12 protein-coding genes and 1 pseudogene are annotated in these 14266 nt (G+C 65.3%); 6 read left to right on the forward strand and 7 right to left on the reverse strand.

Annotation, left to right across the window (positions count from 1 at the left end; genetic code table 11):
• Position 1 precedes the first annotated feature (1 nt).
• From AC07X9_RS04390 to AC07X9_RS04400, 3 genes are read left to right on the forward strand one after another with little or no spacing between them, the layout of a single operon-like run.
• Entirely contained in the window at positions 2-751 is a 750-nt protein-coding gene (locus AC07X9_RS04390) for a F0F1 ATP synthase subunit B family protein (RefSeq protein ID WP_086485538.1), read from the forward strand.
• Positions 735-2255 (forward strand): F0F1 ATP synthase subunit alpha, encoded by a 1521-nt coding sequence (locus tag AC07X9_RS04395; protein ID WP_086485539.1) that lies wholly within the window; start codon positions 735-737, stop codon positions 2253-2255. The genes AC07X9_RS04390 and AC07X9_RS04395 overlap by 17 nt, the downstream gene beginning before the upstream one ends.
• Complete coding sequence (locus tag AC07X9_RS04400; RefSeq protein ID WP_086485540.1) at positions 2252-3112, forward strand: F0F1 ATP synthase subunit gamma; 861 nt, start codon at positions 2252-2254, stop codon at positions 3110-3112. The genes AC07X9_RS04395 and AC07X9_RS04400 overlap by 4 nt, the downstream gene beginning before the upstream one ends.
• A 98-nt stretch (positions 3113-3210) precedes the next feature.
• On the opposite strand, the pseudogene AC07X9_RS04405 reads toward AC07X9_RS04400, so the two are convergent.
• The 5 genes and pseudogenes from AC07X9_RS04405 to AC07X9_RS04425 all read right to left on the reverse strand — a co-directional run.
• Positions 3211-3822, reverse strand: a pseudogene (locus AC07X9_RS04405) (response regulator transcription factor); the annotation flags it as partial.
• 325 nt (positions 3823-4147) lie between these two features.
• Complete coding sequence (locus AC07X9_RS04410) at positions 4148-5914, reverse strand: oleate hydratase (protein WP_086485542.1); 1767 nt, start codon at positions 5912-5914, stop codon at positions 4148-4150.
• 218 nt (positions 5915-6132) lie between these two features.
• Complete coding sequence (locus AC07X9_RS04415; RefSeq protein ID WP_086485543.1) at positions 6133-7032, reverse strand: ribose-phosphate pyrophosphokinase; 900 nt, start codon at positions 7030-7032, stop codon at positions 6133-6135.
• Positions 7029-8567 (reverse strand): thymidine phosphorylase family protein, encoded by a 1539-nt coding sequence (locus AC07X9_RS04420; RefSeq protein WP_086485544.1) that lies wholly within the window; start codon positions 8565-8567, stop codon positions 7029-7031. Before AC07X9_RS04420 ends, AC07X9_RS04415 begins: the two co-directional genes overlap by 4 nt.
• Positions 8564-10024, reverse strand: a complete 1461-nt coding sequence (locus tag AC07X9_RS04425; RefSeq protein WP_441347662.1) for an MBL fold metallo-hydrolase RNA specificity domain-containing protein — start codon at positions 10022-10024, stop codon at positions 8564-8566. The genes AC07X9_RS04420 and AC07X9_RS04425 overlap by 4 nt, the downstream gene beginning before the upstream one ends.
• A 236-nt stretch (positions 10025-10260) precedes the next feature.
• Between AC07X9_RS04425 and AC07X9_RS04430 the strand changes: the two genes are divergently transcribed.
• From AC07X9_RS04430 to AC07X9_RS04440, 3 genes are read left to right on the forward strand one after another with little or no spacing between them, the layout of a single operon-like run.
• Positions 10261-10530 carry a DUF2933 domain-containing protein gene (locus AC07X9_RS04430; protein ID WP_086485546.1) on the forward strand — a complete coding sequence of 90 codons (270 nt, stop codon included), beginning with the start codon at positions 10261-10263 and terminating at the stop codon, positions 10528-10530.
• Complete coding sequence (locus AC07X9_RS04435; RefSeq protein ID WP_086485547.1) at positions 10527-11201, forward strand: methyltransferase family protein; 675 nt, start codon at positions 10527-10529, stop codon at positions 11199-11201. The genes AC07X9_RS04430 and AC07X9_RS04435 overlap by 4 nt, the downstream gene beginning before the upstream one ends.
• Positions 11119-11427: an SDR family oxidoreductase gene (locus tag AC07X9_RS04440; protein WP_254908092.1), complete on the forward strand. Its 309-nt coding sequence runs from the start codon at positions 11119-11121 to the stop codon at positions 11425-11427. Before AC07X9_RS04435 ends, AC07X9_RS04440 begins: the two co-directional genes overlap by 83 nt.
• Before the next feature lie 45 nt (positions 11428-11472).
• Here the strand turns inward: AC07X9_RS04440 and cueR are convergent, their stop codons facing one another.
• Complete coding sequence (gene cueR / locus AC07X9_RS04445; protein ID WP_086485548.1) at positions 11473-11868, reverse strand: Cu(I)-responsive transcriptional regulator; 396 nt, start codon at positions 11866-11868, stop codon at positions 11473-11475.
• A complete protein-coding gene (locus AC07X9_RS04450; protein ID WP_086485549.1) occupies positions 11865-14222 on the reverse strand; it encodes a heavy metal translocating P-type ATPase in 2358 nt (785 codons plus the stop codon). The genes cueR and AC07X9_RS04450 overlap by 4 nt, the downstream gene beginning before the upstream one ends.
• Positions 14223-14266 lie beyond the last annotated feature (44 nt).

Below are 14266 nucleotides of genomic sequence, written 5' to 3' on the forward strand. Positions count from 1 at the left end.
CATGCGGATCGACTGGTGGACGCTGGCGCTGCAGGCGGTCAATGTCCTCATCCTCGTGTGGCTGCTCGGACGCTTCCTGTTCCGTCCGGTGATGGATGCCATCGCTGCCCGCCAGGCATCGGCCCAGGCGCTGCTCGACGAAGCGCGGGAGGCAAAGGACCGGGCACAGGCCGAAGCGCAGGCGCTCAAGACGCAGAATGACGGCTTCGTCGCGGATGCGGCGGCTCGTCGCGCCGAGATCCGGACCGAGGCCGAAGCGGAGCGCCAGCGCCTCCTCGCGCAGGCCAGGCTCGAGGCGGACGCCGTCGTCGAGCAAGGCCATGCGGCGATCGATGCCGAACGCGGGCGGGTGGCGGCGCAGTGGCGGGAAAAGGCAGCGAGCCTCGCCGCCTCGATGGCGGGCACATTGCTCGCTCGTCTCCCGCCCGAGCAGACGGTGCAGGCCATGGTCGACGCGCTCAAGGCGCGGCTCGGGGACCTTTCCGAGGCGGATCGCCGCAGCCTGGCGGCCGCCGGGCCCGTCACCGTCGCGACGCCCGCGCCGCTGACGGCAGATCTGCAGACGCAGGTAGCGCGCGCGCTTGGCGAAATCCTGCCGGATACCGCGACCCCGATCTTCGCGGTCGATCCAGATCTCATCGCCGGCGCGGAGCTTCGCACGCCCCACGCCGTCGTGCGCAACAGCTGGCGCGCCGATCTCGACGCCATGGTGGAGAGCCTCCATGAGGACGATCATGCCCGGATCGCCTGAAGACTGGCTGACGCAGGCCCAGAGCTGCATCGCGCGCGCCAATCTCGGGCCGCGTGTCGATGCAATTGGCCGGGTGGAATCGATCGGCGACGGCGTTGCCATGGTCTCGGGCCTTCCGGACGCGCGCCTCGACGAATTGCTCTATTTCGCCCGCGGCCAGACCGGGTTCGTCCACACGCTCGACCGTGACCGGATCGGCTGCGTGCTGCTCGACGATGCCACGGAGGTGGAGGCAGGAGATACCGTAACCGGCTCGGGCGAGGTGGTCCGCGTACCTGTCGGCGAGGCATTGCTCGGCCGCGTCGTCGATCCGCTCGGCCGTCCGCTCGATGGCGGCGCGCCGATAAGGGCCAGGCGTTTCGATCCTGTCGAACGGCCGGCGCCGGCGATCATCGAACGCGACCTTGTCGTCCAGCCGGTCCAGACCGGCACGCTCGCGATCGATGCGATGTTCGCCATCGGCCGGGGGCAGCGCGAACTCATTCTCGGCGACCGCGCCACCGGCAAGACGGCGCTCGCGGTCGACACGATCATCAACCAGCGCACCAGCGACATGATCTGTGTCTATGTCGCGATCGGCCAGAAAAGCTCGGCGGTCGCGCGCGCGATCGATCAGGTGCGGCGGCATGGCGCGCCGGACCGCACCATCTTCGTTGTGGCGAGCCCCGCCGCGGCGCCGGGGCTTCAATGGATCGCGCCGTTCGCGGGTTTCACGATGGCCGAATATTTTCGGGATGGTGGCGGCCATGCGCTGGTGGTTCTCGACGATCTCACCAAGCATGCCGCGACCCATCGCGAGATCGCCCTGCTGACCGGACAGCCGCCTGGGCGCGAGGCCTATCCCGGCGACGTCTTCTTCCTCCATTCGCGCCTGCTCGAACGCGCGGCGTGTCTCTCGGCCCAACAAGGGGGTGGTTCGCTTACGGCCCTGCCGATCGCGGAGACCGATGCCGGCAATGTCAGCGCCTATATCCCGACCAATCTGATCTCGATCACCGACGGTCAGATCATTCTCGACGCGAAGCTGTTCGCGCAAGGGCACAAGCCCGCCATTGATGTGGGCACGAGCGTGAGCCGGGTCGGCGGCAAGACGCAGCTTCGCGTCCTGCGCGACGCGAGCGGGACCATGCGCCTCGACTATGCGCAGTTCCTCGAGCTCGAGATGTTCACCCGCTTCGGCGAGCAGCCCGAGCCGCGCGTGCGGGCGCAGATCGAACGCGGCAAGCGCTTGCGCGCCCTGCTCGTGCAGCCCTTGCTCAGCCCGCTGCGGGTCGTTGACCAGGTGGCGCTGGCGCTCGCGCTTGGTGAAGGGTTGCTCGACGACATGGCAGTCTCGGAGATACCGTCGCTTCGCACGCGGCTGGCAAGTTGGATCGACGATCACGTCCCCGATCTATGCGCGCAGATCGAGCGGACTGGACAGATCGACACCGCGCAGCGGTCCGCTCTGATGATGACGGTCAAAGCGCTGATCGAGAGCCGGCCGGCCGGCTCTGCATCATGAGCGATCGCCTCGCCGAGATTGGCCACCGGATCGAGACCGTCCGTCAGCTCGGCGCGGTGGTCAATGCCATGCAGGGCATTGCCGCGCAGCGGGCGCAGCAGGCGCGCGCGCTGCTGCCCGCGGTGCGCCGTTACGCGGAAACCGCCCGCACGGCTATCGGCCAGGCACGCCGCCTTGCCGAACCGCTGGAGCATTCTCGCAAACGGACGGATCACGCTGCAAAAGGTGGCCTTATTTTGTTCGGTGCGGAGCAAGGCTTTGCCGGCGCCTTTCCGGAGCAGTTGCTCGACGGCGCCGCGGCCGACTTGCAGGACAGGCATATTCTTCTGATTGGCGCGCGCACGGCCGCACTTGCGGCCGAGCGCGGTCTGCGCATCGCATGGAGCGCGAGCATGCCGAGCAAGGCCGATGCGCTACCCGCTCTGGCGACAAGCATCATCGACGCGCTTTACGACTTTCTGGAGGAGGCCGGCGCGGTGCCTATCACCATGGCTTATCCGGTTTGGAGCAGCGGCAAGGGCGTCTCGATCGTGCGTGCGAGCCTCCTGCCGCTCGACCTCGACACTTTCCCCACGTCCACGGCGGATCTGCCGCCGCTCATCAACATCAAGGCGGCGGACCTCATCGGCGACCTGACCGTGGAATATGTCTTCGCCCAGATCTGCGCGGCGGCAGTCGAGACATTCGTCGCCGAGAACGAGGCACGGCTGCGCACCATGGCGACCGCCCGCAGCCACATCGATCGCAAGGGCGAGGCCCTGCGCCTCGAGGAGCGGATCACACGTCAGGACCAGATCACGGCGGAGGTCGTCGAACTCGGCGCCGCGTCACGTGCCGCCCGGGGTCCCGGCTTATAGAGAGCCTCGACGCACCGAGGCCCGGACAAGCTACGTTCTTTCGCTGCCGCGCTGCTCCCAACCTTGGGATGCATGGTTGCCCTTATTTTTTCGGCCCCTTTGCCCATGCCGGCCGTGAACGCGATCCGCAGGGCGTCCGCCTGCGTCTGCACGCCCAGCTTGAGCATCAGGCTGGCGCGATGAACCTCGACGGTTCGCGACGAAATGCCCAGGTCATAGGCAATCGTCTTGTTCGGATAACCTTGCGCCATGCCTTCCAACACCTCCTGCTCGCGCGGGGTCAGCGCTGCGATCTGCTCGCGGGCCTGCGCCTGTTCGGCAGTGCGCCTGTCAACGTGCTCGATCCGCGCAAAGCCGCGCTCGATCGCATCGAGCAGCGACGCCTTCTCGATCGGCTTGGCGAGGAAATCGACCGCGCCGCCCTTCATCGCCTGGACGGCCAGGGCGACATCGCCGTTGGCGGTAAGCACCACCACCGGCATGGCAATCCCTCGCTCCGCCATGGCGGCCTGAACCTGCAGACCGTCGATGACGGGCATGTGCATGTCCAGCAGTACGCAGCCGGTTTCGGCTTCGTCCGCGTTCTGCAGAAATTCTACCCCAGATGTATAGAGTTGAACGACAAAGCCGGCTTTGCGCAACGTGAACCCGACCGATTTGCGTATGGCTTCATCATCGTCGACGAGATGAACAACACGTCTCTCTCCCATGATCCTCCTGAGACCGGCAAAATGAGCAACATGCGTCGGCGATGGACGCGCCACCGCTTCACGCTCGCCGCTTGTGCGGGTTGGACCATAGTCCAGGGTCAAGAGGGTATTTTCCGTGTGGCGTCTTTCCATCCACGACCGTCGATGCGGCAGTCTCTCGCATCAAGCAGACTGACGCAAAGGTGGGGATCGTCCGGTTCGACAGCGGGCGTCCGTTGAGCGTAGTCAGGCCGGGCATCGATCGCCCTGTCGCCCCGCGGAACCGCCAAGCCCGATCACTGCGTCCTTTTATCCCATCGCGCCCATCCGTTTCCCGGACTCCCCGCTATCTCTCGATCAGATGGAACTCCTCCAGCAGCGCGCCGATCTCCGTCCCTTCGAGCTTCTTCATCAGCAGTCCGCGCAGGAAGGCCGGCCCTGGGATGTCGATCCCCTTGCCATCCCGCAGCGGTGCAATCGCGGCCAGCAACGTACGGATGTCATAGGTCGAGTTGAAAACTTCGGGCACGCCGCGCTCGACATCGAGCAGGGTGTAGACCGCCTCCATCGGGGTGCGTACCGAATACTCCGTGGTGAAGATGCAGTCGCGCTGCTTCGATTCCGCGAACTGCCCGATGAAGGCGAAGTTCACGGCGCCTTCCGGCACCACGTCGGGGCGATCGCCGGCCCGACGAGGCATGAAGAAGGCGGTGATGTAGGGCATCATCACCGGCACCGCTTTCGCCCCGGTCGCGGCGAGTTCCGGGATGTCCTCGACCGGCACGCCTATATGATACAGCCATTCCTGGGTGATCTCCTCGCCGGTGCAATCCTGCATCGGCTTCTTCACGAAGTCGCCGGGCCGGTCCACGAACAACGCATACAACCAGGTCACGAGCTGGTCATTCGGCTGCTTCTTGAAGTGCGGCTGACGGCTCACGGTCCAGCTCAGGAGCCAGTTCGAATCCTTCACGGTGACGATGCCGGCCGTCACCACCTTTCCGCTGAATGGATCGCGCTTGGCGATGCGGCGGATATATTCGGGAATGCGCGCATCCAGAGTGGTGATCGTCGCCGATGCCCATTTGGTCTCGGGAATATGCGATCCGAACACGTCAGGGCGCCCGAACACGGGATCCTTGGCCGCGACGCGGCGCCATAAGTCCCAGGCCGGTGCTGGCCCCTCCTTCAGTTTCGCGGGCGTTTGGTGATCACCGCTGTCCGAGTTCTCGGTGAGCGAGCCGATCGTGATGAAGATCAGATCGTCAGGGCCGAGATCGACGCCGCCTTCGACGCCCTTTTCGACCCAGCGTATCCGCGTCGCCTGTTTGCGATCGGGCTGTATGTCGAAATCGACGTCGGTCACCTTCACGCCATAACGGAAGCGGACGCCTTGGCCCTGCAACCATTTCACCAGCGGCAGAACCATGGATTCATACTGGTTGTAGCGGTTGAACTTGAGGGAAGAGAAGTCGGCGAGGCTGCCGATATGATGGATGAAACGGTGGAGATAGAGCTTCATCTCCAGCGCTGAATGCCATTCCTCGAAGGCGAACATTGTGCGCCAATAGAGCCAAAAATTGCTGTTGAGGAAGTCCTCGCCGAACACTTCGTTGATCCGTTTGTTCTCCATCTCCTCGCGCGTCGCGAGAAAGACCGAGAGCAGATTCTTCTGCGCCGCGTCGTTCAACGTCAGCAGAGCCTTGTCGGGAACATCTTGCCCCCGGTTCTGGGTCACGCGCTGCAGCGAGATATTCGGGTCATCCTTGTTGAGCCGATAGAATTCATCGAGGACGCTTGCATCTTCAATCTCCAGCGACGGGATCGACCGGTACAGATCCCACAGGCATTCGAAATGCGACTCCATTTCGCGCCCGCCCCGGATAACGAACCCCTTTTCCGGCACGTCCAGGCCGTCCAGCGCGCCGCCCGGTATCTCCAGTTCCTCCAGGATGGTGACGCGACCCCCGGCTACGCCCCCGTCGCGGATCAGGAAGGCTGCCCCGGCCAGCCCAGCCAGGCCCGATCCAACGAACCATGCCGATTTCCGATCCGCCCTCTCGGGCTTGCGGGGACGGACGAAGGCTTCATAGTTTCCACTGCTGTAGCGCATGTCGTGCTCCGATGTCGGGCTGTTGGTGAGTCGATCACGGAACCAACACCGATCCTGATGGTCCGTTGATCCGTAGATTCCCCGATATCCTGAAACGTCTTCAGCCGTCCTACAGCAGCTATGCTGGTGTTCGACAGCGCGCCTTGCAGGACTCCACGCTCGCCCGTCGATGCTCTCCCTTGTCCTGAAGCCACTGTCCCAGAGCTCCGGGGCCGTGTTCACCCCCGGAGCTCCGTAAGAACGTCACGCACAGCTTTGGCGACAGGAGCGGCCACCTCGATCGCGTTCGTCGCATGCGGGATTGTATTGGTGCTGACGATGCGGCGGACGACACCGCTCAGCACCTGCGCCGCATCGCCTGCGAAGAGCGGATGGACCACAACGCAATCGGGCGGGGGGAAGCCGAGTGCGACGAGCTGCCTTGCCGCAACCGCCAGGGTCCGGCCCGAGGACGCTATATCGTCCACAAGCACGGGCTGGCGATCGAGCAGGGATCCGGCGTTGGGGATTGCGATCCGCACGTCTCGGTCGCCAGAGCGTTCCTTCTCGCAGACGAGGAAGGGGGCATTCGCACCGGCCGCAACCTCCGCGACCCACTGTTCGCTTTCTTTGTCAGGGCCGATAATGACCGGCCGCGCGACGTCTTCTCGTATCCACCCTGCTATCAACGGTGCGGCATGAACGACCCGGTTCGGTATGCGATAGATCTCGCCCAAAGCATGGTAGCGGTGCAGATGCGGGTCGACCGTCACCAGCCAGTCGAGATGGCGCGAGAGGATCGTGGCAAAGCTGCGCGAGGTCACCGCCTCGCCCGCGTGGAAGCGGATGTCCTGGCGCATATAGGCGAGATAGGGCGCGACAAGGCCGATCCTCCGCGCACCGAGTTCGCGTAGCGTATCCGCCGCGAACAGGAGCGGCAGCAGCTTGACGTCGGGATGGTCGAGGCCGCAGACCAGCACGATGTTACGGCCGGTGACATCGGTCATGATCCGCAGATAGGTTTCCCCGTCGGGAAACTGCCGATGCTCGAGCAGGCCGGCCTCGCCGCCAAGGCGCTGGCGCAAGGAATGGGCGAACGGCTCGCTGCCCGGCAGGGCGAAGACGACGGGCCCGCTCATGCTTCGGCGATCCCGAAGATCGCGCCGTCGCTCACAGCGAAAGCCGCCGCATAGTCGAGCTCTCCCGGGCTCTCGGCGTGGATGGTGCACAAGGGCGCACCCGCCTCAACCGTCTGCTCAAGGCGACAATGCAGCGCGACGCCCGCGGCTTTGGCGATCGGTGCGCCGGCAAGCTTGGCGACGGTCGCGAGCTTGCGGTTGTCGATACTGACGAGCCGACCGCTCTGCGGTGCGATCATATCCTGCTGAAACCGGGCGATCGGCGGTGCGCGCATCCCGCCTTGCGCATCGCAGATACGCTGGAACTTCGCCCACGCGCGGCCGCTTTCCAGGCTCTCCAGCGCCCGCGCAAACCCTTGCCCCACGGGCGTGACGTCCGCCAGCTCGAACAGGCCTCCCGCGAGCTCGCAGGCACGCTGTGCGAGATCGTCGGCACCGGGTTCGCCCTGAAGTATGGCCAATATATCCTGCGCTTCGAGCGCCGGGCCAATGCCCCGTCCGATCGGCTCCAGACCCGGGCCGCACATTACGCGGGTGCGAAGGCCGAAGGCTTCGGCGGTAGCGGTCAGCGCCGTCTCTAGTGTCGCTGCTGCCTCGGCGCTACGCACCTTCGCCGTAGGCCCGACAGGGATATCGATCACCAGATGGGTCGCCCCGGCGGCAATCTTCTTGGAGAGCACCGAGGCCACCATCTGGCCGACCGCATCGATGTCGAGCACGCGCTCGACGCCGATGATCACATCATCGGCCGGACTGAGCTTCACCGCGCCGCCCCAGGCGATGCAGCCGCCTTCGCGCTCGACCACACGGCGGATAGCCGAAACGTCTAGGTCGACGGGCGCCAGCACTTCCATCGTGTCCGCGGTGCCGGCCGGCGAGGTGATCGCACGCGAGGATGTCTTGGGCATGATCAGGCCTTCTGCTGCCATGATCGACACGATGATCGGCGTCGTGCGATTACCCGGCAATCCGCCAACGCTGTGCTTGTCGACGATGACCGCGCCGGGCCAGCTCAGCCGTTCGCCGACATTGACCATCGCCCTTGTGAGGCTGATCGTCTCGCCGGTATCGAGCGGGACAGCCGAGCAAGCTGTGACGAACGCCGAGAGATGGACATCACTGTACCGGCGTTCCGCGATGTCGGCGATGATCGCCGAGAAGGCCTCTTCGCCGAGCCGGTTCCCATAAATGCGGCGGCGAACGTCGCTCAGCGAGGCGAGCGGCTGGGCGTGGGCTATCTCGACCAGATCGCCGTCACTGACACCGAGCCGGTGCCAGGCCGTCTCGGACAAGCCGATCTCCCCCGGGCCCGGAACATCGCCCGAGCTGTGGAGCAGGGAAACCACCACTTCACGCTCGCCGGCGCGCAGGCTCACCTGCGCGCGCGACGCGAGTCCTTCGGACCGGCAGACCGGACAGTCGTGACGCATGACGGCAATGAGATCATTGCCGGCCGCGCTGAGGCCAAGTCGACGCGCGCGCAGCATCGTCGCGATGGCGTCGGCCTCGCTCTCGACCATCGGATCGGCCTTCATGCGAGCAGACCCCAGCTTCCCAGCGTCGGCACGCTGCAGGACCAGCCCAACTCTTCCGAGACGCGTTTCGCCAGCACATGGGCGCCGGACGGCTCGCCATGGGTGACGAACACCTGCTTGGGCGCTTCCTTCAGCGAGCCGAGCCATCGCATGAGCTCGTCGCTATCGGCGTGCGCCGAGAGCATGGTGAGGTTCGCGACTTCGGCCTCGACCGGGACATATTCGCCGTGGATCTTGATGGTCCGGGCACCGCCGATCATCGCCGCGCCGCGCGTTCCCGCCGCCTGAAATCCGGAAAAGAGGATGAGGTTCTTCCCGTCCGGCGCGAAGCGCTTGAGATGATGGAGGACGCGGCCACCGGTTGCCATGCCGCTGGCCGAGATGATGACCTTGGGGGCGGGGTTGGCGGTCAGTTCCTTGGACTCCTCGACTTCCCGGACATAGTGCGCGACGCCGCATGCCGCCTCGCACTCGGCGCGGGTCAGCCGATGCTCCTCCATGAAGTCGCACATCAGCCCGCTCGCGTTGATCGCCATTGGACTGTCGAGAAAGATCGGAATGTCGCGCAGGCGGCCACCGGCGCGCAGGCGCGAGAAATGATAGAGAAGCGACTGGACGCGCCCCACCGCGAAGGCGGGGATCACGACGGTCCCGCCGCGCTTGATGCACCGCTCGACATAGTCCCCCAACGCCCGTGTCGGGTCGACCTGTTCATGGCGGCGATCGCCATAGGTGGACTCGATCAGCACATAGTCCGCCCGCGCAGGGGGCTCGGGATCCTTCATGACGGCATCGCCATAACGCCCGACATCGCCTGAGAAGAGGATCGTGCGCCCCCTCCAGTCGATCTCGATCGAGGCGGCGCCGAGGATATGGCCGGCGCGATGATAGCGCGCCTTGATGCCGTCGGCGATCGGATGCCACACCCCGAACTCGATCGTCCGGAACCGTTGCAGCGCCAGGCGCGCATCGGCCTGGGTGTAAAGGGGCAACGCGGGCTGGTGCTTCGAAAAGCCGTGACGGTTGGCGAACTCGGCATCCTTCTCCTGAAGATGACCGCTATCCGGGAGCAGAAGTTCGCACAGGGCCTCGGTGGCGCGGGTGCTCAAAACGGTTCCGTCCCAGCCGAGGCGCGCCATGCGGGGCAGTGCACCGGAATGATCAAGATGTGCATGGGTCAACAGCACCAGATCGACATCGGCAACCTCGGGCGGCATCGGAGCCCAATTGAAGCGCCGCAGATCCTTGGGACCCTGGAACAAACCAGAATCGACCACCAGCTGCGTCTCGCCATCGTCCACCAGATAACGCGAACCCGTCACGGTTCCCGATGCCCCGAGAAAGGCGACGCCGAGGCCTTCGGCAGGGCGCTGCGCAAGCTCGATCCTTGCCTCGTGCTCGAGCATGGTGGCGCTCAGGTGGCGGTGAAGACGATGCTTCTTTTTCCGCTTATGCATGTTTCTGGCCTGCCTCTCACGCTCTTTTCGTGGCCCCAGCATTCGGTGCGCGGCTGGCCTGCGACTATACGCAAAAGCCGCAGGACGACCCTTGGGCTTTCACTTGGCATGATGACGAGAAGACGGCGGCGATCGGCCGACCGGATAGACCCGCGTCAGACTGCGGCCTCTACTTATACTTTGCTACCCGGACTTGGGCCTAACCTCGCATGGCATCGGCTAGAAGAGAGCGGCAAATGGACGATCGTGACCATCGAATGCGCAAACGTGGGACGATCGTTCTGATCGGCTTTCTTTTGATTGCAGGCTTCTTCCTGATCACCGAGCATACGGCGCACTTCCTCGGCGTGCTGCCCTATCTGATCCTGCTCGCCTGTCCGCTCATGCATCTGTTCATGCACCACGGCCATGGCAGTCATCAGCATGGCCAGGATCACGGAAACACCCAATCGCCGACCGCCCTGCCGGCCAGTTCCATCCAGCGCACCGAAGGGGAGCCGCGATGACGCATCCCGATTATGGCTATGGCCTATGGGGGCTCGCGCTGGTCAACGCGGCGGTGTTCATTCTCTTCGCGTTCAGCTTCTTCAAGCCGGCCACCAAGCGAGACTGGCGCAGTTTCGGTGCGTTCAGCGCGTTCATCGTCGCGCTTTTCGCCGAAATGTATGGATTTCCGCTTACGATCTTCCTCCTCTCGGGATGGCTTCAATCCCATTTCCCCGGGGTCGACTGGTGGAGTCACGACGCCGGCCATCTCCTCGAGATGATGTTCGGTTGGAAGGTCAACCCGCATTTCGGGCCCTTCCATGTCGCGAGCTTCGTCCTGATCGGCGCGGGCTTCTGGTTGATCTCGGCGGGTTGGACCACGCTTCATGAGAGCCAGCGCCACCACAAGCTTGCGACTACCGGGATCTATGCCAGGGTGCGCCACCCTCAATATGTCGGTTTCATCCTCGTCATGCTCGGCTTCCTGCTGCAATGGCCGACCGTCCTTACGCTCGCCATGTTTCCGGTGCTGGTCGTGATGTACATTCGTCTGGCGCAGCACGAAGAGCGCGAGGCGCTGGCGACCTTCGGCGAAGACTATCGCGGCTATATGCAGCGCGTGCCCGGCTTCATCCCGCGCCTCAAGGCATCCGCCTCCCCGGCCGGGCCGATCGACGGCCCGAGCGCATAGCGCCACGCGCTATGCGGCCGCCGAGCTCGGGTCCAAGGGCATCCGGGTCCATGCCATCTCGCCCGGTCCTATCGCCACGCGCGCGGCGCGGTGCGGTGCATCACCGGGATGGTCATACCCGTCGACGGCGGCCAGCATCCTGGATGAACTGGAGCGGAGTGTTTACGCCCTTGCCTGTGAGGGGTCGGGCAGCCGGGCAGGCGAGCCAAGCTCCCGGTCGCCATAGCGGGCGGTGCTATCCGGGAAGCGTGGTTCGCTGTGTCAGCGACTTTCAGGTGCGTCTGGCGGCAAGCTCATTGATGATTGGGCAATCCGGTCGATGATCGCCCTGGCAACGCTCGGCCAGATCGACCAGCGTGTCATGAAGGACGGTAAGAGCTTCTGCCTTACGCTGGAGTTCCTCGGCGCGCGCAAGTGCGAGCTGCTTAACCTCCGCGCTAGCGCGGCCAGTGTCAGTCCACAGGCCGAGCAAGGTACGGATCTCCTCAATCGGAAAGCCGAGATCGCGGGCATTGGCAATGAACCGCAGGCGATGGAGGTCGCGCTCGCCATAATCGCGATAGCCGGCACCCCGGCGCGGCGGCGCCGGGATGAGACCGATCTTCTCATAATGGCGGATCATACGCTCCGAGACGCCGCTTTGCCTCGATGTCTCGCCGATGTTCACAGCGCTTTCCGGTTGAGCCGCAGCGCATTGGTGACCACGCTGACCGAGGAGAGCGCCATGGCCGCCGCCGCGATGATCGGTGACAGGAGGATGCCGAACAGCGGATAGAGCGCGCCTGCCGCGACGGGCACGCCGGCGACATTGTAGATGAAGGCGAACACCAGGTTCTGCCGAATGTTGGACATGGTCGCCTGAGACAGCCGCCGTGCCCGCACGATGCCCATGAGGTCTCCCTTGAGCAAGGTCACCCCCGCGCTCTCGATCGCGACGTCGGTGCCAGATCCCATGGCGATGCCGACATCTGCGGCTGCCAGTGCCGGCGCGTCGTTGACGCCGTCGCCGGCCATGGCGACCACGCGTCCCTCGCGCTTGAACTTGGCGACCACAGCGCTCTTCTGGTCGGGCAGCACCTCGGCCTCGACTTCGTCGATCCCCAGGCGTCTCGCGACAGCTTCCGCGGTCGTGCGATTGTCACCAGTCAGCATGACCACGCGGATACCCTCGGCCTTGAGCGCGGTGAGCGCGTCGGGCGTGGTCTCCTTGACCGGGTCCGCAATCGCGAAGGCCCCGCCGACCTTGCCGTCGACCCCGATGAAAATGGCGGTGGCGCCGTCGCGGCGCAACGCGTCGGCCTGCTCGGCCAGCGCTTCGGTCGCAACACCCTCTTCGCTGAGGAAGCGGGCATTGCCGAGTACGATTCGGCGGCCATCGACCGTTCCGAGTGCGCCGCGTCCGGTCGGAGAATCGAAATCGCCGACGTCACTTGTGGCGACACCCCGTTCCTTGGCCGCCTCGACGATCGCCAGCGCCAGCGGATGCTCGGAGGCGCGCTCGACCGACGCGGCAAGCCGCAGCAGCTCCGTCTCATCGAAACCCGGCGTCGGCACGATCGTCGTCACGGCGGGACGCCCTTCGGTCAGCGTGCCGGTCTTGTCGACGACGAGCGTGTCGACCTTCTCCATATGCTCGAGTGCCTCGGCATTCTTGATGAGGACGCCGAGCCCGGCACCCCGCCCGACCCCGACCATGATCGACATGGGCGTGGCGAGCCCCAGCGCGCAGGGACAGGCGATAATCAGCACGGCGACCGCGGCCACCAGCCCATAGGCGAAGCGCGGCTCAGGCCCCCAGATGCCCCAGGCGATGAACGCGATCACCGCGATGGCGATGACGATGGGGACGAACCAGCCAGAGACCTGATCGGCCATTCGCTGGATCGGTGCGCGCGAGCGCTGCGCCTCGGCGACCATCTGAACAATCCGCGCGAGCATGGTATCGCGCCCGACCTTGTCGGCAACGATCACCAGCGCACCGGTCTGGTTGAGCGTGCCGCCGATCACCTTGTCGGCCTTCGTCTTGGTGACCGGCATGGACTCGCCGGTCACCATGGATTCGTCGAGCGAGGAGCGGCCGTCCTCGACGACGCCGTCGACCGGCACCTTCTCGCCGGGCCGCACGCGCAGGCGGTCGCCCACCACGACCAGATCGAGGCCGATTTCTTCCTCGCGGCCATCGGCACCGATGCGGCGCGCGGTCTTGGGGGCGAGGTTGAGGAGCGCCTTGATCGCGCCCGAGGTTCGCTCCCGTGCACGCAGTTCGAGCACCTGGCCGAGCAGAACGAGGACGGTGATGACCGCGGCTGCCTCGAAATAGACCGCGACCATGCCATCCTCGCTGCGGAAGGCGGGCGGGAACACTTGCGGCGCGAGGGTCGCGACGACGCTGTAGATCCAGGCGACCCCGGTCCCCATCGCGATCAGGGTGAACATGTTGAGGTTGCGCGTCTTCACCGATGCCCAGCCGCGCTCGAAGAAGGGCCAGCCGGCCCAGAGTACGACCGGCGTCGCCAGGACGAGTTGGATCCACACCGAGATCGACATCGGCACCAGGCGATGGATCACCGGAAAGAGATGTGCGCCCATCTCCAGGATCAGAACGGGGAGAGCGAGCGCGAGACCGACCCAGAAGCGCCGCGTGAAATCGACCAGCTCGTGGCTGGGGCCGCTGTCGGCGGTCACGGTGGCGGGCTCCAGCGCCATGCCGCAGATCGGGCAGGACCCGGGATGGTCCTGCCGGACCTCGGGATGCATCGGGCAAGTCCAGATCGTGCCTTCGGGCGCAGCGACCGGCGGTAGGGGCGGGCCGAGATAGCGCTCGGGGTCGGCGATGAACCTGGTGCGGCAGCCCGCGCTGCAGAAATGCCAGGTCTCGCCGCCATGCTCGGCATGGTGTGCGGTCGTGGCTGGATCCACGGTCATGCCGCAGACCGGGTCCTTGACGCCGGCCGCGATCTTCGCGGCGCCGTGGCCGCCGCAGCAACCGCCGCCTTGCGCCGCTCCATGTGTCTCGTTCATCGCCTTGCTCCTTTCGACGCCTGACGATGTAGGGTCTGACACCG

The sequence above is a fragment of the Sphingobium sp. GW456-12-10-14-TSB1 genome (assembly GCF_059424385.1).